This is a genomic window from Plesiocystis pacifica SIR-1, assembly GCF_000170895.1.
Lineage (GTDB): Bacteria > Myxococcota_A > Polyangia > Nannocystales > Nannocystaceae > Plesiocystis > Plesiocystis pacifica.
Map to the genome: position 1 here is coordinate 22,679 of NZ_ABCS01000035.1, position 20,458 is coordinate 43,136.

Sequence of the window (20,458 nt, forward strand, 5' to 3'; positions counted from 1 at the left end):
TCGCGGGTAGTTTCGCACGGGGCGAGCTCGCTCCCATGTGTCGGCAGGGCGCGCTTTGTCTCGCACTCTTTTGCGGACAGCTCGGGCTGGAGCGGAACCATCGCTGCGCTAAGCTCGAACATGGTGGCAGTGTCGGCCCAGGCCCAACGAGACCCGCGCAGCGTCGCGATCGCGGCGTGGGCCGTCGGCGGGGTGGCGCTGCTCTTGGGGCAGGCGATCGTGAGATTGGCCCCCCGGGCCCTCGAGCCGTGGGCCGCGGTCCTCGACGGGGCCAGCGTCGAGCCAGCGGTGGTCCTGGCTTACCTCGGTGCCATGGCGGGCCTGGCCTACTTCGAGGGCTACCGCGGCTTTCAGCAGCGCTTTTCGCCCCGGGTGGTGGTCCGCGCCCAGCACCTGGTCCGCCACCCGACGGCGCTCACCGTCGTGCTCGCGCCGCTGATGGTCATGGGCCTGATCCACGCGACGCGCCGCCGCTTGATCGGCTCGTGGGGCCTGATCGTCGGCATCATCGGGCTCATCGTCGCCGTCGCGCAGCTCGACCAGCCGTGGCGCGGGGCCATCGACGCGGGCGTCGTCGTGGGGCTGAGCTGGGGCTTGATCGCGACCTTGGCCCTCGCCTTTCGCGGGGCTCGCGGACAGATCCCGGACGTCGATCCGGACCTACCGGAGAGCCCCGGCCCGGCTTAGACCAAGGCCACGGCGAGGAGCAGGCCGCCGCCCTTTTCGAGGGCCTGGGTGCAGGCCTGATCCGCGCGCTCGACCGCCGCGCTGCCGGCCTCTTCGTCGCCGACCTGGGCTACGCCGATCGCCACGCGCTCGAGCTCGAGCTTGCCCAGCCGCGCCTGCACGCGCTTGCCCACGACCTCGGCCCCAGCGATGGGGGTGTGCGGGAGCACGAGGACCCAGTGCTGGGCGTCCACGCGGCCGAGGTCGTCGACGCCGCGGACGCTCGACACGAGGGTGTCGCTGACGGTGGAGTAGAGCGAGGCGTCGGCGCTGGCCTGGGCCTCGACGCGGATCGCCACGATGCTGACCGGGTGGCGGTAGCGACGGGCCCGCATGATGGCCTCGTCGAGGCGGCGGGCGAGCTCGGCCATGGACCGGACCCGGGGGCGTCGTGGCTCGCGCTCGCGGGCGGCGAGCTCGGCCTTGAGGTCGTCGATCTGCCGGCCCAGGCGGGTCTGGGTCCGGCGCAGGCGGGCCTCGCCGCTGCGGTCGATCAAGATCAGGTGGACGCCCGCGCGGGCGGCCGTCAGCTCGCGCCCGACCCCGTCGGCGCCGACGTGGCGGAACATCGCCGCGTCCGCGCTCGCGCGCTCGGGGAGCTCGGCGAGGGCCGGGAGCTCGGGGACCAGGGCGTGGGGGGTCTGCCCGCTCGGGTCCCCCTCGAATCCGGCCAGGCTCAGGAAGCCCGGCGACGCCGCTTCGATGGTCTCGTCCGCGCCCAGGCGACAGCAGCCGCCCCCCGTGGCGTCGATCAATTCGAAGACTAGCTCGACCTCGCTCATGACCCGAGGGTAGCGCAACTCGGCCGCTCGCCGAGCCCGAATCAGCTCCCTTCGCGGCCGTCGAGGTGGGGCACGAACGCGATCAAGATCATGCTCGGAATCGTGGCCGCGAAGGTGAACCCAAAATAGGCCGAGAAGCCGATGGCGCCCGCCAAGAAGCCGCTGAGCACCCCCGCGAAGGTGAAGCCCAGGCTCATCAGCGCCGTCACGATGGCCATGTGCGCGGCTTTGTGACTCGGGTCGCAAGTGCGCATGATGTAGACCATGAACACGGCGGTACCCAGGCCGGCGCCCGCGTGTTCCGCGAGCACGACGGCCGTGAGCGGGAGCCAGGCCAGCGCCGAGGCGTCGTCACCAGGTGCGAGGATGGTCGGGTCGGGCAGGGAGGCCACGCCCATGTAGAGGAGGTTGAGGAGGTTCTGGGCCAGGATGAACGGCCAGATCCACTTGCGCAGGCCGTCCCGGGCGATCAGCCGGCCGCCGATGATCGTGGCCAGGAACGAGGCGAACACGCCCGCGGTGCCGTTCATGATGCCGTAGACCTCGAGGGGCAGGCCGACGACGTCGTCGAGGAAGGGCCAGCGCATCTTCTGAAGGAAGGACTCCCCCGTCCGAAACAGCATCACGAAGGCGAGCATGACCCCGACCCGGCGCTGGTCGAGGAAGCTGACGAAGCTCGCCGCGTAGTCGGACACCTCGCCGCGCTCGCGGGCGGCCTCGAGCCGGCGGCGCAGCCAGGGCAGGGCGGCGAGGATGGCCAGCAGGGCGACGAGGAGCCCGATGCTGACCCACGCGCCGACGCCGAGGTTGGCGATCTTGGACAGCACCGGGCGGTGGTCCACGGCCGCGCGCGCGTCGGTGAGCCACCCGCCCATGCGCGCGCCCAGGCCCAGCCACCGCTCGAGCCCGAACACCGCCGCGGCGAGGATCAGGGCGATGGCCGCCCGGGGCTTCAACACAGCGCGGAGCAGCTGCGTCGCGGGGCGCTTGCGGTCCTCGACCTGGGGCAGGGCGAAGGCGTGGTAGGCCAGCATCAGGCCCAGGGCGCCGGCGCAGCCGAGCAGCCCGACGGTCCACCCCGCCCACGCGCAGAAGGTCACGATCGGCCCGCCGACCAAGAGCATGGCCAGGCGGTAGGCGGCGGCGCGGTAGCCCACGAAGCGCGACTGCCCGTCGGTGTCGAGGGCCTCGAGGTAGTAGCCGTCGATGGCGATGTCGTGGGTCGCCGAGAGCACGGCGAGGACCAGGAAGCCGGCCGCCAGCGGCATGAGGTTGCCGCCCGGCCCGGCGACGCTGGCGAGCAGCGCGAGCGCGACGATCAAAGCGACGAGCACGATCTCCGTGCCCACCAGCCAGCGGCGCTTGGTCTCGTAGCCGTCGACGAAGGGCCCCCACAGGAACTTGAGGTTCCACGGCAGGTGGAACAGCGAGGTCAGCCCGATGACCTGCAAGCTCGCGCCGAGCTCCTTGAACAGGATGTCGGCGAGGTTGTTGACGATGGTGTAGGGGAAGCCCTCGGCGAAGTAGGTGCTCGACACCCACAGGTGCGGGCTGCTCAGGGCGCCGCGGATCCGCGAGGTCGTCGGGGCCTCGGCTCGCGCGCCGCCGGAGCCCGCCGACGCCGGCTGCTCGGCTGCGGTCTCGGCTGGCGTTGGCTCGGACACCTTCTCCGGGGGCTAGCACGAAAGCGCCGGGGCCCAGAGTTTTTGGTCAGCGCGGAGCTTGGTCGGGGGGAGCCGCGCTCGCGCCCTCGTCCGCGTTTTCGTCTTCGCGCTCGCTCGTCGCCAGCAGCGTGGCCAGGGCGACCACGCACGCGGCCCCCAGCCCCAGCTGCGCCCGCGCGAAGGCCTGGGCCTCGTGCCAGCCCAGGAAGTGGCGCCAGACCAGCACGGCGGAGGCCCCCGCGAGGGCCACGAGCACGACGCGGAGGACCGTCGACTCCCGGGCCCAGGCCCAGGCCAGGCCCACGCAGGCCAGGGGCAAGAGCGGGACGAGGTAGCGGTGGTCGAGGGTGCCGCCGCCCCAGGGCGTGCGGTGCAGGGCGACGGCGAGGACCCAGGGGAGCATGCACAGCGCCGCGATCGCGACCCCGCGGAGCGTCTCGGAGGGCGCCTCGCCGCGTCGAATTGCGGAGGCCACGGCGGTGACCAGCGCGGCCACACCAGCCAGGCTCAGCGGGCTCTGGGCCAGCATCCCGGCCCCCTTGCCCAGGCCCCAGGTCACCCACAGGCCCTCGCCCATGGAGCCGGAGAAGGTCGAGCCGCGTTCACGGGCGAAGTCGAAGTTGGTCTGGAAGTCGTAGCCGATCGCCAGGGGGTGGCCGAAGGCCGCGCCGTGGTAGGCCAGCGTCGCCGCGGCGATCGGCGCGGTCCCAAAAAGCACCAGCGGCCAGCGACGCCAGGGGACGAGCGCGAGGGTGGCTGGAACGACGGCGAGGATCAGCGCGTAGTCGCAGGCGATCGCCCACGCCCCCGCCAGGCCCGTACCCAGGGCGATCATCACGGTTCGCCGGTCTCGGCTGTCGGCCGCCGTCGCGCGCAGCCCCGTGGCTCCGAGCACGAAGGCCAGCCACGCCGTCCCAGCGCTCACGTGGGCGAACAGAGCCGTCGAGTAGGGCCCCCACAGCGTCGCCAGCCCGAGGCTCGCGCAGGCGAACAGCTGCGCGCCCTCGTCGAAGCCCGCCCGCGCGACCAGACGTCGGAGCAGGACCAGGCCGAGGAGCCCGACCAGCGCGGCGTGGAGGTTGATCAGCACGGAGCTGGCGATGCGATCGACGAGCGAAGCACCGCGGCCCTGGGCGCGGGCGCTGTAGGTCTGCACGTAGAGCTCCGGGCCCGGGAGGGGATCGACCCGCTCGCCGGCCTTGGCTTGCTCCACCGCGCGGGCGCGGGCGATGGGGTCGAGGCGATCTCCAATCCAGATCGCGGGGACTGCGGCGAAGGCCGTCCCCGGCGGTCGATCCGAGTACGCGTGCCCGCCTCGCTCGGCGAGATCGACCTCGAGGGTCAGCGCCCGATCGGGGTCGATCGTAGCTTCCCCGCGCAGCGCGAGAGCGCGCCCCAGGGCGAGGTGCGAACCATCGTTGCTGCTGAGGATCCCGCCCGAGTTGGCGACCCACACGAACACGCAAGAGGCGAGCACGACGCCCCCACCGAGACGCCGGAGCAAGGAGCGCTTGGCGTCCGCTGGTGTGGGAGAAGGGGTGCTCACAGAGAGGCTTGGATGTTCAGTGCCGATCGCGGAGGGTCGGTCACATCAACGCGATGGAGAGCCGCGAGCTGCGCGGCACTTTGAGGGCATCTTGGCGGAGCATCTCATTGCAAATGTAAATCAATTCATCATAGTTTTCCCGGTTCAGTTTGGGATGGTCGGGGCATTTCTCCCCACACATTTTTCCAGGTACTGTCTCGTCGACATTCCGTGCATTCTTCCCGACGAATGTGGCCGGAGGCAGTGAGCAGGCCGTGAGCGAAACTTTCGAGCGTGATGCGGGCGTGACTCCTCCCCCGTCAAAATTCGATCGAATTCGCGCACAGGTCGGCGCCGGTCTTGCACCTGTGGTGTTGGCGACGCTCCTGCTCGTCCCCACGCCGGGGCTCGAGACGCCCGCCCACCGGCTCCTCGCCGTCGTCGCCTTCACGGTCATTCTGTGGATCTGCGAGACCATTCCCCTAGCCATCACGGCCCTGCTCGGTCCTGCGCTCGCGGTGGCTCTCGGGGTTGGACCCGCCAAGGAGATCTTCGCCCCCTTCGCCCACCCGCTGATCTTTCTATTCGTCGGCGCCTTCATCCTCGCCCGCGCCCTCTCGGTCCACGGCTTCGACCGCAGGGCGGCGCTGTGGCTGTTATCCCGGGGTTTCGTGGCCGGATCGCCCCAACGGGCGATGACCGCCGTGGCGGTGACGGCCTTCTCATTCTCGATGTGGATCAACAATACGGCGACCACCGCGATGATGATGCCGATCGTCCTGGGGCTGTGCGCGAGCATCCGGGAGGCCTGTCCGGACGATCCCAAAGTGCTGGAAACGCATGGTCGCTACGCCGAGGGAATGTTGATCTGCACGGCCTACGCAGCCTCCCTCGGAGGCATCTGCACGCCGGTAGGCACGGCCCCCAATCTGATTGCAATCGCGGCACTCGATCGATTTGCTGGGGTTACGATCGATTTCTTCCAGTGGATGAGCTTCGGTGTACCAATCGGCAGTGCCGCGTTAATCGCATTGCTGGTTTTTGCGCGGTTTTACTGGCGACCGGCGGTGTCCGAAGTGACCGAGCTCGACACTCGGGTGCGTCGGGAGTTCGCCGAGCTTGGGCCCATGAGTCCAAAGGAACGGCGTTCCGTGGCGATCTTTGGCCTGGCCGTGGTTGGCTGGTTGGTGCCCTCGTTGATCCGGCTGGGATGGGGACCGAAGTCGGAATTGGCCCTTTGGGCAAAAAGCTCACTACCGGAAGGGGTAGTGGCGATTACAGCGGCGGCCTTGCTCTTCGTGGTAGGCCGAGGAGCCCCCTCGAACGGCGCTTCCCCCCAGCCGCTCATGACCTGGTCGGAGGCCCAGCGCATCGACTGGGGTACCGTCTATCTGCTCGGAGGTGGCCTCGCGCTGGGCAGCGCGACGGTCAGCACGGGCCTGGCCGAAGCCGTTGGAAACGCGGTTGGAGCGGCCCTTGGCGGCGCTCCGCCGCAGTGGTTGTTGATCGTCGTCGTGTCGATCCTGGTCATCTACCTGACCGAGCTCGTCAGCAACACGGCGACCACGAACATGATGCTTCCAATCGCCATCCCATTGGCGCTTGCGGCGGGGCATCATGCCCTCCCGGTCGCCCTCGCGGTGGCGCTGGCGGCGAGCTTTGCGTTCATGTTGCCGGTGTCGACTCCACCCAACGCGATTGTATATGGATCGGGCCTCGTCGAGCTCAAGAGCATGCTCCGCGCAGGTATCTGGATGAACCTGTTGGCCCTCGCGTTGCTGATTTTCATGGGTATCTGGGTGTTGCCGGCCATCCGGTTTCAGTGAGTCACCGTGCCGCTTCGGTCGATTCGCGACATTTCGCTACAGGCCCACAATTCGTCAGGCATGCCTACATCTCGTTTCGAGAGTCGAGTTGGGGGCACAAATCATCACAGCACGCGGCAAAGATCTGGTCTTTCGAAGCAGAAAGCGATACGCTGACTACAACGGGTATCGCCCTAGCGGCTGAGTTCGGCGTCGATTGAGGTGACCGGGCCACCGCGGATGACGGAGAGAATCATGAGTATCAACTCGTCCCACAAGCTGACGCCGCGGGCTGTGCCCGAGCGGCGGGAGACCCGGGTCGCGGATCAGATCGCCGAGGTCATGATGCGGCACCGCATCGACCGCGTGTTCGGGATCCCTGGCGGAACGATCTCGCCGGTCTTCGACGCGCTCTACGGCGCGGGCATCGAGTTGGTCACTTGCCAGCACGAGACCATGGCGGTCTACGCCGCGGCGGGCTACGCCCGGGCGACGGGCTGCCCCGGCGTCGTCGCGGTCACCTCGGGCCCGGGCGCACTCAATGCGCTCACGGGCCTCGCGGCGGCCTGCCGCGACGAGCTCCCGGTGCTGATCCTCTCCGGCGAGGCGGACATGCGGAACTTCGGCCGCTCGCCCCTCCAAGACGGCAGCGCCTCCGGCCTCGACCTCATGGCGATGGTCCGCCCGATCACCAAGTACGCCGAGCTCGCCCTCCGTCCCGAGCGCGCCCCCGTGGTGGTCGATCAGGCCCTGTCCGTCATCAACAACCCGCCCTTCGGCACCGCCTTCATCTCCCTGCCCATCAACCTCACCCACTCGAGCGTGCTCCCGGCACGCATGCCGGTGATGCTCTCGCGGGGCCACGAGCCCGACATCGGGACCTGCCGCCGCATCGCCAACATGCTCGCCGGCGCCTCGCGGCCCGCGATCTTGCTCGGCGTCGGGGCCAAGCGCTCGGAGATCGGCAACGTGATCCTCGAGATCGCCGAGACCCTGCGCATTCCGGTCATCACCGACATCGAGGGCAAGGGCGTGTTCCCGGAGACCCACCCCCTGAGCCTCGGGGTGTTCGGCATCGCCAGCCGCGGTGCAGCCAACGCCTACATCGACGAGTCCATCGACCTGCTGCTGACCATCGGCTGCCGCTTCGACGACACGAGCACCGGCGGCTACGCCGACGTGCTGCGCCCCAGCTACGGCCAGCTCATCCAGCTCGACCACGACCCCGAGCGCATCGGTCGGTCCTACGCGCCCGACGTGGCCATGTGCGCCGACCTCGGCCGGACCCTCCAGCTGATCCAGGAGCACCTGCCCACCCCGACGCCGCAGATGATCCTCCACCGCGACCGGATGATCCGCGAGGTCCAGCCGGAGATCATCGAGCCCGAGGTCAACGAGGACAGCCAGGCGCCCCACGACCCGCGCCTGCTCGCGCCGCTGATGCGCGACATCTTCGGGCCCGAGGCGGTGTTTTGCTGCGACATCGGTAACCACCTGCTGTTCACGGCCCAGAACCTGCTGGTCGAGCGCCCTGACGGCTTTTGGGTGTCCTACGGCCTCGGCGGCATGGGCTCGGGCCTGGGCACCGCGATCGGCATGCAGCTGGCCTACGGCTACCTGCGCCAGGTCGTGTGCATGATCGGCGACGGCGGCCTGCTGATGACCGGCAGCGAGCTGGCGACCTGCGTGCGCTACCAGATCCCGCTGGTCACCGTCGTGTTCGACGATCGTCGCCTGGGCATGGTCGACGACGGCTTCAACGTGCTGTTCGGGCGAACGCCGACCTTCTCGACCCCGGACATCGACTTCGTGACCTTCGCCCGCTCCATGGGCCTGGCCTCCGAGCGCATCGAGCATCTGTCTCAGGCGCGCGAGGTCATCGAAGCCAACAAGGGCAAGCCCCTGCTCCTGGTCATGCCCACGGACCAGAACATCAAGCCCTACAACCCGCGCATCGAAGCGGTCAGCGGCGAAGACGGCTGAGCGGCTCCGGCTTCGCTACAGGCCAAGTCAAGAGCGCCGCGCACGGTTCGTGCGGGGCGCTCTCGCGTTGGGTTGCTCGCCTCGCTACTCGTCGCCCTTCAAGAGGGCCTCGATCTCGTTGACCATGAAGGGCACGCGCAGGCAGGCGCGCTGGTCCGCGGTCACGGGGTCGACCCCGCGCTTGACGATCTCGACCATGCGCGCCTCGACGAGGGGCTCGAGCACCTGGTGCTTCCGCAAAGTCTCGCCGTCGGCGAGCATCAAGGTCGCGCCCTCGAGCAGGCCGGGCTCGAACTCACGGGGCGCCATGCACAGCGGCTCGACGTTGAGCTGGGCGAGGGTCGAGCGGACCGTGTCTCGGATCGCGACCTCGGGGTGGACGACCAGGACCTTGCCGTAGTCCTCGGACTCGTCGATGGTCGCGTCGACCTCGAGGGGGATGCGGCCGAGCAGCACCGTGCGGGCGCGGCCGGCCGTGGCCGTGAGCTCGCCGTTCATGGGCCGGATCAGGGCTTCGCAGGTCTTGAACCCGCCGATCACGGGGACGTGGGTGCCGGACCCGCGGGCGAGGACGCGCAGCAGCAGGTAGCGGCCGGGGTTGAGGTTCGCGGAGTCGCGGTTGCGGCGGATGTCGCCGCTGAGCTCCTCGAGCTCGAGGTCGAGGCTGATCTGCGGCTGGTCGCCGACGGCGTCGCGGCTCGACAGCACCAGGTTGATGATCAACACCTGCAGGTCGCCGGCGGACACGGGCACGACGATGTCGGGGTTGGAGCAGTTGATGTCGAACACCGAGCCGGGCAGCTGCGGCGCGAGCACGTCCTTGAGCGGCCCGACGACCTCGCGGAGCTGGGACTCTTGCACGGGCTCCGAGCCGATGCCCCAGTCGTCGAGGATCTCGGAGTGATCGCTGGTCATCTCCATCGACATGTTGGTCATCGACAGCTGCGTCGAGGCCTCGTCGAGCAGGCCAGCTTGGGGCAGCTTGGGCGCGTCGAACAGGAGGTTGGGCTGGATGTCCTCGACGAGCGAGGAGTCGTCGAACTCGAAGGGGTTGTCCTGGGTGCGGCTCGACAGCCCGAGGCGCTTGCCGAACTTGCTGGCGATGTTCTCGTGCTCCTTGGCCGCGCTCACGTTGTCGACCATGTTGATCTGCGCGAGGGTGCGGTGGGCCTCGCGGGCGCCGAACAGGTCGCCGTGGCTGTCGAGGCCGGCGATGATCTCCGAGGCGTGCTTGCGGGCCGTGTCCGGCTTGCGGTCGACCATGGCCTTGCGCATCAGCACGACCTGGTAGTGCACGGTCAGCCGCGGCGAGGCGGAGGCGGCCGACTTGAGCTTGCGGATGGTCTTGCGCAGCAGCTTGCGCTCGTCTCGGGAGGGCAGCTGGTGGTCGAGGATGATCATCGCCGTGGCGAAGTGGTGCTCGAGCAGGAACTCGGGCACGCCCGGGACGCTGGCGATGATCGCCTGCCCGGCGAGGGCCTGCTCGTAGCCCAGCTTGCGCTCGCCGCTGTAGAGCGCGGCGAGGGCCAGGCTGGTCTGCGCCAACAGCCGATCGAGGTCCTCGATCTCGGGCTGCTTCACGCGCTGGGCGAGCTCCTGGATGCGCAGCGAGACGTCGGTCCGACCTTGGCGGGCGAGCACGCACACGCGGATCGACTCGAGGGTCGCGCTGAGGGCGGTCTTGCCGTTGCGCTGGCCCATGGCGATGGCCTCGTCGAGCCAGCCGAGCACCTTGTCCGCGCGCTCGTGGTTCTTGCCGTAGAGCGCCTTCATCAGCAGCGAGAGCACGGCGACGGACATGTCGCCGGTCTCGCGGAAGGCCGCGATCGCGTCGTCGAGGAGGTCCTGACCCTCCTCGTAGCGCAGCGAGGGCAGGTAGAGGGTGTGCGCCCGGGTGTGGCAAGCGATGCCCCGGGCCCAGGGATCGCCGGAGTCCTTGGCGATGTCGGTGAGGTTTTGGAACCGCTTCTCGGCCGTCGAGAAGTGACCGATGGTCGCGCGGATCGAGGCCTCGAAGCTCAAGGTCAGCGCGGCGGAGGCCGTGCGCAGGCCCTGGGCCATCCACCGGCCCCGGTAGATGCACACGAAGCTCAGCAGCGGGTCGGTGCCGAGGTTCTTGACCACCATGTGGGGGTAGAGCCCGCACAGCGCGTCGCGGATCTCGGGGCCGTGCGGCGGCTTGCGCAACGTCGCGTTGATCAGCGAGCTGATCACCGAGAGGATCTTGCCGAAGGTCGTGCGCGGGGTCGGCTCGCCGACGACCTCGAGGGCCATGTCGCCGAGCACCTGGGCGTCGTCGGCCCGCGACTTGAAGAACAGGTAGTGGACGGCCTTGGCCCCGGCCCGCACGGCGTGGGCCGGATCGGTGCCCGCGATCAGGGCCGAGAACATCTCGATGGCGTTCTCGAAGTCGTCGCTGAGCAGGTAGACGTCGGCGAGGGCCTCGGCGGCGAGGGAGCGCTGCTTGGGGTCGCGGCTGCGCTCGAGGGCGCACTCGAGGTGCCAGCGCGCGCGCTCGAGGTCGTAGATCGCCAGGCGCTCGTGGCCGGCCTCGACGTGGAACACCGAGAGGCGGTCGAAGTCCTCGAGCGTCGCCGTGTCGGCCTCGAAGCCGAGCTCGCGGTGGTAGGCGATCTGGGCCAGGGGGGCGTCCTGCTCGAGCAGCAGCTGGGCCGCGGCGCGGTGCGCCTCTCGGCGCTGGCTCGCGTCGACGGACTCGAGCACGAGCTCGCGGATCGAGTCGTGGGGGAAGCTGACGCCGATGCTGGTCGGGGTCAGGATGCCGCGGGATACGAGGTCTCGGATGGCGCTGTTGACGTGGTCTTCGTCGTCGGCGGTCAGCGAGTGGAGCTCGGCGGTGGTGATCGACAGCCCGAGCACGGCGGCCCGCAGCGCCAGGGTGCGGACCTCGGACGCCGCTCCGGCCAGCCGGAAGCCGAACAGATCGCGGACGTCGGGCTCGTGGTCGATCTCCTCTTGGAGGGAGCGGCGCGCTCGCCAGGTCGAGTCGCCGACCTCGTGGATCAGCAAGCTGCGATCGATCCACGCCCGCAGGTTCGCCCAGATCGCCAGGGGGTAGCCGCCGCTGACCGACATCAGGGTCTCGGCGAGCAGGTCCTGATCGGCGATGGTCCCGAGCAGCGTGCGGTTGAGCAGCGTGTTGATCTCGTCGATCTGCAGCGGCCGGAGGTCGCGGACCTCGGTCTCGAACTCGGGCTTGTAGCGCTGCTTCTCGTCGCGCAGGCCGGCGATCACCAGGGTGTGGTGAGCCGGGCGCAGCTGCGTGAGGATCTTGAGCACCGCGAGCGAGCGCGAGTCGGCGTTCTCGAGGTTGTCGAGGACGAGGACGAGGGGCCGCTTTTGGCTGCCGATCGCCCGGAGCAGATCGGCGATCACCGAGGTGTGGCGGTTGAAGTCGCCGCTGAGCTCGAGGGGCGGGAGCTCCTCGATGACGCGGAGCAGGCTGCCCAGGGAGGGCGCGCTGCGGGTCACGATGGCGCCGAGGTTGCGGATCGATCGGTTGATGCGTCCGCGGACCTGCTCGCGCTCTTCGGGCTCGAGGGTGCGCAGGGCCTTGGTGACCTGCTCGATGGCGCCGAGCAGGCCGCCGCGGGTGTCGGCGCTGCGCGGCTGCCAGGTGCCCGCGAGCACGAAGGCGTCGCCAGCCTCGAGGCGCGCGCTGATGAACTCGCGCAGCAGCCGAGACTTGCCGACGCCGCGGTTGCCTCGGATCACGACCGCCGTGGGCTGGGCGATGCGGGCCCGAGACAGCCCGTCGGTCAGGAAGGACATGGTCTTCTCGCGGCCGACGAAGGGCGGCTCCGAGGGCAGCTCGATGGTCTCGAGCTGGCGCTCTCCGGCCATCGAGCGGATGCGCTGAGACAGCTCGTGGGCGTTGCTCGGCGCCGGCCGAATCATCGGCCACGCCGAGCTGCCGCCGACCTCCTCGAGGAAGGCGCACAGCTGGCGCAGGTCGTTCCTGTAGTCGTGCTCCTCGGTGAACAGGTGATCGTAGTTGGCGAGGAAGTAGCGGCCGCCCTCGACCCGCAGGGCCTCGCGGCTGAACTGGACGCCGTAGATCTCCTGGGCGTGGAGGCGAACGAGCAAGGTCGCCAGGGCGCTGCCGAGGTGCAGCAGCTCTTGGCTGTCGAGGGTGTCGCCGCGGGTCTCCCCGCTCATCAAGGTGATGGCGCCGGTCAGCACCGGATCGCCGGCCACGGGGTCGCAGACCAGCACGAACTGCTCGCCGGACTCGAAGTCCGCGTGGGCGCGGGGCTGGGTGCTGCGGTGCTGGCTGTTGCGGTCGAGGTTGTAGGCGCGGTGCAGCCGAGCGCGGTCCTCCTGGGACACGTAGGTGTCCCGAGAGCGCCGCGGGATGTGCAGCTCGACGCGGTGGCTGGGCCGGTGGCCGTACTCGCGCTGGAGGTCCGTGACTGGGACGACGAGGCTGTGCGCGCTCTCGACGACCTCTCCGACGACGCAAAAGCGCTGCCAGAGGATCATGCCAGCTTCGAAGTCCATGACGCTGGCTTCAGCTAGGCGGCCGAGGCTATTGGGCGAGAAGCTCCGCGTGGCCATTCGGGATGCTCAATCCCGGGGAGCCGCGCGGGGCTCAACCGCGGGGCACACCGAAGGTGAACTGAGTCGTGAACTGGGCGTTCGAGCCGGGACGCGACTGGACCTGCAGCGTACCACCCCACTCCTCGACGAGGCGACGACAGACCGGGAGACCGACGCCCGAGCCCTTCTCCTTGGTGGTGAAGAACATGTCGAAGATCTTCGGCTGCATCTCCTCGGGGATGCCGGGGCCGTTGTCGGCGACCTGGACGAACACGTCGTCCGTGGCGACCCAGGCCGAGATGGACACGCGGCCCTCAGGACCCTCTGGGATGGCGTCCAGGGCGTTTTTGATGAGGTTGGCCAGGACGCGGAGCAGCGCGCCACGAGGGGCCAGGATGTCGACGCGGGGGATGTCGGCGAGGACCAGGCGGCCCTTCGCAACGCGTCGATGCATGCGCAGCGTGGTCTTGAGCAGATCGGGGAGGTCGACGATCGCACCCGCACCGGCAGCGCGCTGAAGCGCGACGCCGTCGCGGGTGATGTTCACCATGGTCGCAGCCACCAGGCGAGCTTCGTCGAGGGTGCGCAGCACTTCACGGGCAGGCCCGGCTTGCCCCGAAGTCGCCGCCATTCCGAGCACGCCGTTGCGCGAGTGATCGATGTGAGCGACGAGCACCTGTACGAGGGAGCGCAGGTCGTGCATTGCACCTGCTGCCAATGTGGCAGTGGCGGCGCGGTCGAGCTGCTCCGCGATCTGCTCGGCGACGTTGGTCGACTCGCCCTCGTCCCTGACCTTTCGACCGAGCTCGTCCAGGAAGGACAGCAAGCTGCGCCCAAATGCGTTGGGGTCTTGGGATTGGTCGTAGAGTCGCTCGAGCTCGGCCTTGAGGTCGACGACGCTTTGGTCAAGTGCGGTCTGAGACATGACGTTGCTGCTCCGGATACGTCAGGAAGAATACGGCTGCGTCCAATAGGATAGATCGAAACAAGGACTGGCAAAAGGTCGAACGACCAGTTTGGTGGTTCTTGTGCCAGGCGCAAAGCGGACAAAGCTAAAAAGCTCTCAAAGCTATCATGAGCTGCGCGGCCTGCGACCAAACCCTCGTTTAGTCCGGCGACATGAGGCATTTCTCCCCATGGGTCGCTCGATAGCGCCCGCAGCAACGGGCAGCGCGTGTTTCCAGGGGGTTCGAGTCCGAGGGCCGAGAGGTGATCGGACGACCAAGGCGCCCGGTCGCCCGGAGGGTGACGGGCCCCCCATTGGTGGCGCGCGTGAGACGCTGCTCGCCTTCACGCGATCTGCGGAGTCTGCCGATGCGAGATCTCGCGCCCCTGCGTGCCCCATCCGTTGGTTGGATTGGAGGCGAGCCGTGGGATCGCCGCGAGGACGCGCAGCTCAGAGCTGACCGCGATCACGCAGCCAGCGGATCGTGTCTTCGAGTCCGCGCTCGAGATCGAAGTGTTCGGACCAGCCCAACTCGGTCCGCGCTTTTGCGTCGTCGCACCACCAGCCCGGAGACAGACTCGCGCGGGCCTTGTCGGCGGTCAGTGCCGGCACCTTGCCGCGCGCGCGGCCGATGCCCTGGTTGAGCCACCCGACGGAGCGCACGGCGACGGCTGGCAGCGGGAGGGTGAGGGCGCGGCGACCCATGGCCGCGGCCGCGACCTGGCCGAACTCGGCGACGCTGCTCGGCCGCCCGTCGGTGAGGTAGTAGATGCCGAGGCCGCGGGGGTCACCGATCGCCCCGGGGATCGCCGGGTCGAGGCCGCCTCCGCCGAGCACGTGGCGCTCGTCCTTGGCTTGCTCGCGGGCGTCGGCGCGGGGCAGGGGCTGGCCGCGCTCGCCGACCAGGGCGATGCCGCGGGCGAGGTCTCGGCCGTGGATCGCCGACATCCAGGTCGGGCGCAGGCCCGGCTGGGCGACGACCCGCATGCCGGCGGACTTGATCATCTGCAGCACGTCCTCGTCGCGCGGGCCGTAGACCAGGGGCGGGCGCACGATGATCAGCTCGAGCTCGCTCGAGCGCGCGGCGACCATGACCCGCGCCTCGCCGGCGAGCTTGGAGTCGCCGTAGTCGGTGAACCCGGCCTCGTGGCGGTGGTGCTCGCGGCGGCCGACCTTGGGGTGCGAGGGCCCGGCGGCCATCAGCGAGGACACGTGCACGAGGCGGCGCGGGCCCTTGCCCTCGCTGGCCCGGGCGCGCTCGATGGCGGCGATCAGGTTGTCGACGCCGGCGACGTTGGTGCGGTCGAAGCCGACGCGATCGAAGGCGGCCGTGGTCCCGGCGATGTTGTAGACGACCTCGACCCCGCGCACGGCTTCGGTCAAGGCGTCGACGTCGTCGAGGCTCGCGTAGGCGAGCTCGAAGGGGATCACCCGGCCGCCCTCGCGGGCCGCGTCCTCGAGCTTGGCGAGCTTCGAGGTCTTGCGGACCATGGCCTGGACCGCGTGGCCGCGCTCGCGCAGGACCTGGCACAGGTGGCTGCCGATGAAGCCGCTGGCCCCGGTGACCAGCACGCGGGCGCGCGCGTCAGTCATCGCTGGCCTCGCCTGCCCCAGCTGCTTCGGCGGGCTCGCCCGCGTCGGCCTTGGCCTTGGCCTTGGCCTTGCCGGTGAGGTCCTCGGTGTAGATGCGGTAGTTGGCCACGGCCTCGCAGCCGAAGTTCTCGATCGCCCGGTTGACCATCACGTTGTCCTCGAGGGTCCAGCCGATCTCGCCGCCCCACCAGCCCAGGGCCTTGGCGCGCTGGGCCATCTCGAGGAAGAGGATCGAGTCGAGGCCGCGGCGGCGGTGCTCGGCGCGGATGCCCAGCAAGATCAGCCGGCCCGAGTCGACGCGCTGCTTGACCTTGAGATCCCACAACAGGCGCAGGGCCCCGAAGGGCAGCAGCTTGCCGTCGAGGGGCTTGAGCAGGGGGTTGAGGTTCATGATGATCAGCGCGAAGGCCACGGCCTCGCCGTCGATCTCGGCCACGAGAGGCAGCGAGGGGTGCAGGACCAGCTTGAGGTCCTCGGCGATCTGCCGGAACTCCCGCTCGGTGACCGGCACGAAGCCCCAGTTCTTCTCCCAGGCCTCGTTGTAGATCTCGAAGGTGCGCCCGACCTCGGCGTCCCAGTCGTCGAAGCTCATGGCGCGCACGCGGATGCCCGCGCGCTTTTTCATCTTCTCGGCGATGCGCACGACCCGGGGCGGGATCGGCGTGGCCAGGTCGATGCCCCACTGGATCAGATCCTTGGCCTTGCTCAGGCCCTGGCCGAGCAGCAGCTCGTCGTACCACGGCGGGTTGTAGGGCATGTTGATGCACGGCTCGCGGTCGAAGGCGTCGAGCAGCACGCCGCACACGTGGTTCGTCGACAGGTCCATGGGCCCGATCATCTCGTCCATGCCGCGGGCGCGGAGCCACTTGCGGGCCTGGTCGAGCAGGGCCCCGGCCACGGCCGCGTCGTTGGGCGCGTCGAAGAAGCCGAAGTAGCCGGTCTTCTCGCCGTGGAAGTCGATCCACGAGCGGTCCTCGATGGCCGCGATGCGGCCGATGTCGCGGCCGCCCTTGCGGGCGATCCACATCGCCATCTCGGCGTGCTCGAAGAAGAGGTTCTTGTCGGGGTTGAGGAACTCCCGGCGCTCGAGCATGAGCGGCGGCACCCAGACCTCGTTGGGGTAGGCCTCGCGGTGGATGAACCACTGCACGCGAATGAAGCGGTCGAGCAGCTTGCGGTTGCTCGCGTGGACCCGGATGACTTCGATGTCGGAGCTCATCGGCGTGGGCCGCGAATAGCCCGGCAGTGCGCGAGCCGTCCAGGGCTCGACGGCCTGAACCATCCAGGTGGGTCGGGAGACCAAGCCAGGTCGTGAATGAACTTCACCGAGCGCGTCCCCCGAGACGCCAACGAAGCTCCCAAGGCTGGGCACAAGGGTTTGAATTCAAAGCTTTTTTTTGATCAGGTGGGCTTGCTTGCTTGACATGAATCTCGATTCATCTGATGAACGGCTGCACCGCGAAGTGTGCGTGGGTCAGCTCTCGGAGCGTCGCAACACTCACGCCGCATCCGAGGTCACACCCTCGCCCCTGCGGGTCTTTGATTCACGAGATGCTGCCCCCAGCCACCCTCCGTCCCGCCGTGCCGAGAGTCCAAGCGAGATCCGTCCGTGGAGCCTCGACCTGGAACGAGCCTGGAGCCGATCGCTCGTGCGTTGCAGCCTGCAACACCGCAGGCGCCACGGCGCTGATCCCACCGGTCTTGAAATCCCGTTCACCCGTGACAGGGCGCCATCTTTGGCGTACTGAGCCCCCCGACCCCCGGTCCTGCTCATGAGTAGCGAAGCCCAGTACAGCCTGGCCGATTTCTACTTCACCGACACCGACGATCCGATGGTGCCGCCGCCGGAGTTCGGCAAGTGGGTCCAGGATGGTGCCTGGGCCTTCGAGCTGTTCGAGCCCGAGATGCTCGGCGCCGTCGAGCCGGTGATGCGAATCCACCGCGCCGGCAAGGACCGGACGGTGGTGAACCTGTCGTCCTACAACTACCTCGGCCTGGCCGCGCACCCCGAGGTGATCGAGGCCGGCAAGAAGGCGCTGTCGCGCTACGGCACCGGAGCCTGCGGCTCGCCCATGCTCTCGGGCATGACGGACCTGCACCGCCAGCTCGAGCACGAGCTGCGCAAGTTCACCGGGCACGAGGACGTCATGCTGTTCAACAGCGGCTTCGGGGGCGGCATGGGCACGCTGACCGGGCTGCTGCGCAAGGGCGACGTCGCGATCCTCGACGACAAGTGCCACCTGTGCCTCATCGACGGGGTCAAGCTGGCCAAGGCCAAGCTCAACTTCTTCACCCACAACGACCCGGCGGCCCTCGACGAGGCCCTGCAAAAGACCGCCGGGCGTCGGCGCGTGGTCGTGCTCGAGGGCGTCTACTCCATGGACGGCGACACGGCCAACCTGCCGGCGCTGCTCGAGGTGACCGAGCGCCACGGCGTCGGCGTGATGCTCGACGAGGCCCACTCGATCCTCGCCCTGGGCGCGCGCGGGCGCGGCTGCGCCGAGCACTACGGCCTGCCGCCCTCGGCCATCAACCTGCAGTACGCGACCTTCTCCAAGTCCTTCGCCCACACCGGCAGCTTCGTCGCGGGCAAGAAGGAGCTGATCAAGTACCTGCGCCACTACGTCAACGGCTACGCGTTCAGCTGCGCCCTGCCCCCGGCGATCGTCGGCGGCGTGCTCAAGGCCCTCGAGCTGGGGACCCGGGACAACAGCCTGCGCGAGAAGCTGTGGCGGAACGTCCAGCACTTCCGGGCCGGGGCCGAGTCCCTGGGCCTGGACATCGGCGAGGCCGACTCGCAGGTGTTCCCGATCATCATCGGCGGCGACCGGCAGATGCTCTACGAGCAGTGCATCGCCATGAACGACGCCGGGCTCTTCCTCGCCCCCGTCGACTTCCCCTCCGTGCCCGAGGAGTCCCTGCGCTACCGCGTGGCCGTGACCGCGGGCCACGAGCTCGTCGACCTCGACCGGGCCCTCAACATCCTCGAGGACACCCTGGTCAAGGCGCTGCGCGAGGCGGGCACCCTCGGCGAGGTCCGCGAGCCGCGGCCGGGCGCCAACGGGGTCAACGGCACGGGCTACACCAAGGCCGGCGCCTCGGCGAGCTGGCAGACCATGGCCAAGTTCATGTACCGGCAGGCCTCGGCCATCGCCAACTCGTCGAACAAGCGGGCGCGCATCGCCCAGCTCTCGTCCATGGCCTACGACCACTTCGTCGAGCGGGCCCGGGACCCGTCCACGGCCTACGACCGGCTGATCCGGGCGACCAGCGAGCTCAACCTGCGCGACGCCGTCTCGACCCTGCGGGAGATCCGGAGGGAGCGCGCGTGAGCGTGGTGTTCATGTTCCCCGGGCAGAGCTCGCGCTACCCGGGGATGCTCGACAAGCTCGTCGACCTCCACCGCCCCAACGCCGAGCTGCTCGCGTGGGCCTCGGACGTGCTCAACCGCGACCTGCGCGGCCACTTCGCCGAGTCCGCCGGCGAGCAGGCCTTCGCGCGCAACGTCGACGTGCAGATCAGCGTGTTCCTGGCCAACCACATGGTCCTGCGCGCGCTCGAGGCCGAGGGCGTGCGCGCCGAGCTGTCCCTGGGCCTGAGCCTGGGCGAGTGGAACCACCTCGTACACATCGGCGCCCTCGACTTCGAGCAGGCGCTGCGCGCCGTCGAGTTCCGCGGCCAGTGCTACGACACGGGGCCGCGGGGGTGGATGGCGGCGATCCAGCCCATCGACGGCGAGTCCCTCGAGGACATCGTGCGCGAGGCCAGCAAGGTGGGGACCATCGAGATCGTCAACTTCAACTCGCCGCGCCAGCACGTGATCGCGGGCGAGCGCGCGGCCGTCGAGGTCGCCGTCGAGCAGGCCGAGGACGAGCACTACGCCCAGGCCCACATCATCGACCGCAACGTGCCCATGCACAGCTCGCTGTTCGAGGTCGTGGGCGATCGCTTCGCCGACTACCTGCGCGGCCTCGACTTTTGCGTGCCGCGGCGCCCCTACCTGCCCAACCGGCTCGCGCGCTTCATCGACGCCCCGACCCCCGAGCAGTTCGTCGAGCTGCTCTCGACCCACGTCCACGCCCCCGTGCTGTGGCGCGAGTCCATCGAGGCCGTGGTCGAGCGCTGCCCCGAGGCGGCCTTCGTCGAGGTCGGGCCGATGTCGGTGCTGCACAACCTCATGCACCGCAAGTGGGTGCGCAACCGCAAGTTCCGCGTCGACAGCCGCGAGGACATCCACGCCCAGTTCGTCGCCACCGTCGACGGCCTGCGCGGCGCCGACCCTGGGAGGCAGGCTTGTACACCAAGCTGATCAAGTCCGGGCGCCGGCGCTCGCTGTTCACCGCCGCCGAGACCACCCAGCCCGCCCAGCTCGGGCGCGCGGAGCTCGAGCGCATGCTGCCGCACCGCGACCCCTTCTTGCTGCTCGACGGCATCACCCGCGTCGACCTGGTCCAGGGCCTGGTCGAGGGGCGCCGCGAGGTCCGGGCCGACGACCCCGTGTTCGCCGGCCACTTCCCCGGCGACCCGGTCTACCCCGGCGTGCTCTTGCTCGAGATGGTCGGCCAGCTGGGCATCTGCCTGCAGCACCTGCTCGACCGCTGCACCCCCGGCGCGGACGTCCGCATCGCCGCGGACGACAAGCCCCGGGCCCTGCGCCTGCTCAAGGTCCAGCACGCGATGTTCCAGGGCGCGGTGCGCCCCGGCGATCAGCTGACCTTGGTTGCCAAGTCCGTCGAGAACAGCGACTACGTGTCGGTGTGCGCCGGCCAGGCGATGCTCGGCGACGCCGTCCAGGCCCTCGCCATCTACGAAGTCTTCATGCTCGAGGACGAGGGCTAGGCCCCGCCCGTCGAGACTCCCCCAACCACCGAATT

General features: G+C 69.3%; 13 protein-coding genes. 6 read left to right on the plus strand and 7 right to left on the minus strand.

The genetic code is table 11. The features are described from left to right. Nucleotides 1-120 precede the first annotated feature (120 nt). Nucleotides 121-687: a hypothetical protein gene (locus tag PPSIR1_RS18865; RefSeq protein ID WP_045116300.1), complete on the plus strand. Its 567-nt coding sequence runs from the start codon at nucleotides 121-123 to the stop codon at nucleotides 685-687. On the opposite strand, the gene PPSIR1_RS18870 is transcribed toward PPSIR1_RS18865, so the two are convergent. The 3 genes from PPSIR1_RS18870 to PPSIR1_RS18880 are packed head-to-tail and all read right to left on the minus strand — an operon-like array spanning nucleotide 684 to nucleotide 4,649. Beyond that, nucleotides 684-1,508 carry a nucleotidyl cyclase domain-containing protein gene (locus PPSIR1_RS18870; RefSeq protein WP_045116301.1) on the minus strand — a complete coding sequence of 275 codons (825 nt, stop codon included), beginning with the start codon at nucleotides 1,506-1,508 and terminating at the stop codon, nucleotides 684-686. The genes PPSIR1_RS18865 and PPSIR1_RS18870 overlap by 4 nt on opposite strands. Before the next feature lie 41 nt (nucleotides 1,509-1,549). Then, nucleotides 1,550-3,172 (minus strand): MFS transporter, encoded by a 1,623-nt coding sequence (locus PPSIR1_RS18875; RefSeq protein WP_006972719.1) that lies wholly within the window; start codon nucleotides 3,170-3,172, stop codon nucleotides 1,550-1,552. 46 nt (nucleotides 3,173-3,218) lie between these two features. Next, complete coding sequence (locus PPSIR1_RS18880; RefSeq protein ID WP_006972720.1) at nucleotides 3,219-4,649, minus strand: hypothetical protein; 1,431 nt, start codon at nucleotides 4,647-4,649, stop codon at nucleotides 3,219-3,221. Nucleotides 4,650-4,972: 323 nt separating this feature from the next. Here PPSIR1_RS18880 and PPSIR1_RS18885 point away from each other — a divergent pair, with 323 nt between their 5' ends. Beyond that, nucleotides 4,973-6,523, plus strand: coding sequence for an SLC13 family permease (locus tag PPSIR1_RS18885; protein WP_045116309.1), 1,551 nt, complete (start codon nucleotides 4,973-4,975; stop codon nucleotides 6,521-6,523). Nucleotides 6,524-6,757: 234 nt separating this feature from the next. Further along, nucleotides 6,758-8,485 (plus strand): thiamine pyrophosphate-binding protein, encoded by a 1,728-nt coding sequence (locus tag PPSIR1_RS18890; protein WP_198154547.1) that lies wholly within the window; start codon nucleotides 6,758-6,760, stop codon nucleotides 8,483-8,485. Between the two features lie 84 nt (nucleotides 8,486-8,569). On the opposite strand, the gene PPSIR1_RS18895 is transcribed toward PPSIR1_RS18890, so the two are convergent. From PPSIR1_RS18895 to PPSIR1_RS18910, 4 genes are all read right to left on the minus strand, one after another. Then, on the minus strand, nucleotides 8,570-13,006 hold the full coding sequence (locus PPSIR1_RS18895; protein WP_006972723.1) for an ATP-binding protein: 4,437 nt from the start codon (nucleotides 13,004-13,006) through the stop codon (nucleotides 8,570-8,572). A gap of 91 nt (nucleotides 13,007-13,097) precedes the next feature. Then, nucleotides 13,098-13,970: a sensor histidine kinase gene (locus PPSIR1_RS18900; RefSeq protein WP_006972724.1), complete on the minus strand. Its 873-nt coding sequence runs from the start codon at nucleotides 13,968-13,970 to the stop codon at nucleotides 13,098-13,100. Between the two features lie 471 nt (nucleotides 13,971-14,441). Further along, nucleotides 14,442-15,584, minus strand: coding sequence for an NAD-dependent epimerase/dehydratase family protein (locus PPSIR1_RS18905; protein ID WP_086001480.1), 1,143 nt, complete (start codon nucleotides 15,582-15,584; stop codon nucleotides 14,442-14,444). Continuing rightward, complete coding sequence (locus PPSIR1_RS18910) at nucleotides 15,577-16,803, minus strand: GNAT family N-acetyltransferase (RefSeq protein WP_006972726.1); 1,227 nt, start codon at nucleotides 16,801-16,803, stop codon at nucleotides 15,577-15,579. The genes PPSIR1_RS18905 and PPSIR1_RS18910 overlap by 8 nt, the downstream gene beginning before the upstream one ends. A gap of 553 nt (nucleotides 16,804-17,356) precedes the next feature. Here PPSIR1_RS18910 and PPSIR1_RS18915 point away from each other — a divergent pair. From PPSIR1_RS18915 to PPSIR1_RS18925, 3 genes are read left to right on the plus strand one after another with little or no spacing between them, the layout of a single operon-like run. Continuing rightward, nucleotides 17,357-18,916, plus strand: coding sequence for an aminotransferase class I/II-fold pyridoxal phosphate-dependent enzyme (locus PPSIR1_RS18915; RefSeq protein ID WP_006972727.1), 1,560 nt, complete (start codon nucleotides 17,357-17,359; stop codon nucleotides 18,914-18,916). Next, the gene (locus tag PPSIR1_RS18920; RefSeq protein ID WP_006972728.1) at nucleotides 18,913-19,893 is read left to right on the plus strand and encodes an ACP S-malonyltransferase; all 981 of its coding nucleotides are present in this window, start codon (nucleotides 18,913-18,915) and stop codon (nucleotides 19,891-19,893) included. Before PPSIR1_RS18915 ends, PPSIR1_RS18920 begins: the two co-directional genes overlap by 4 nt. Further along, complete coding sequence (locus PPSIR1_RS18925; protein ID WP_006972729.1) at nucleotides 19,878-20,423, plus strand: 3-hydroxyacyl-ACP dehydratase FabZ family protein; 546 nt, start codon at nucleotides 19,878-19,880, stop codon at nucleotides 20,421-20,423. The genes PPSIR1_RS18920 and PPSIR1_RS18925 overlap by 16 nt, the downstream gene beginning before the upstream one ends. The last annotated feature ends 35 nt before the right edge of the window (nucleotides 20,424-20,458 follow it).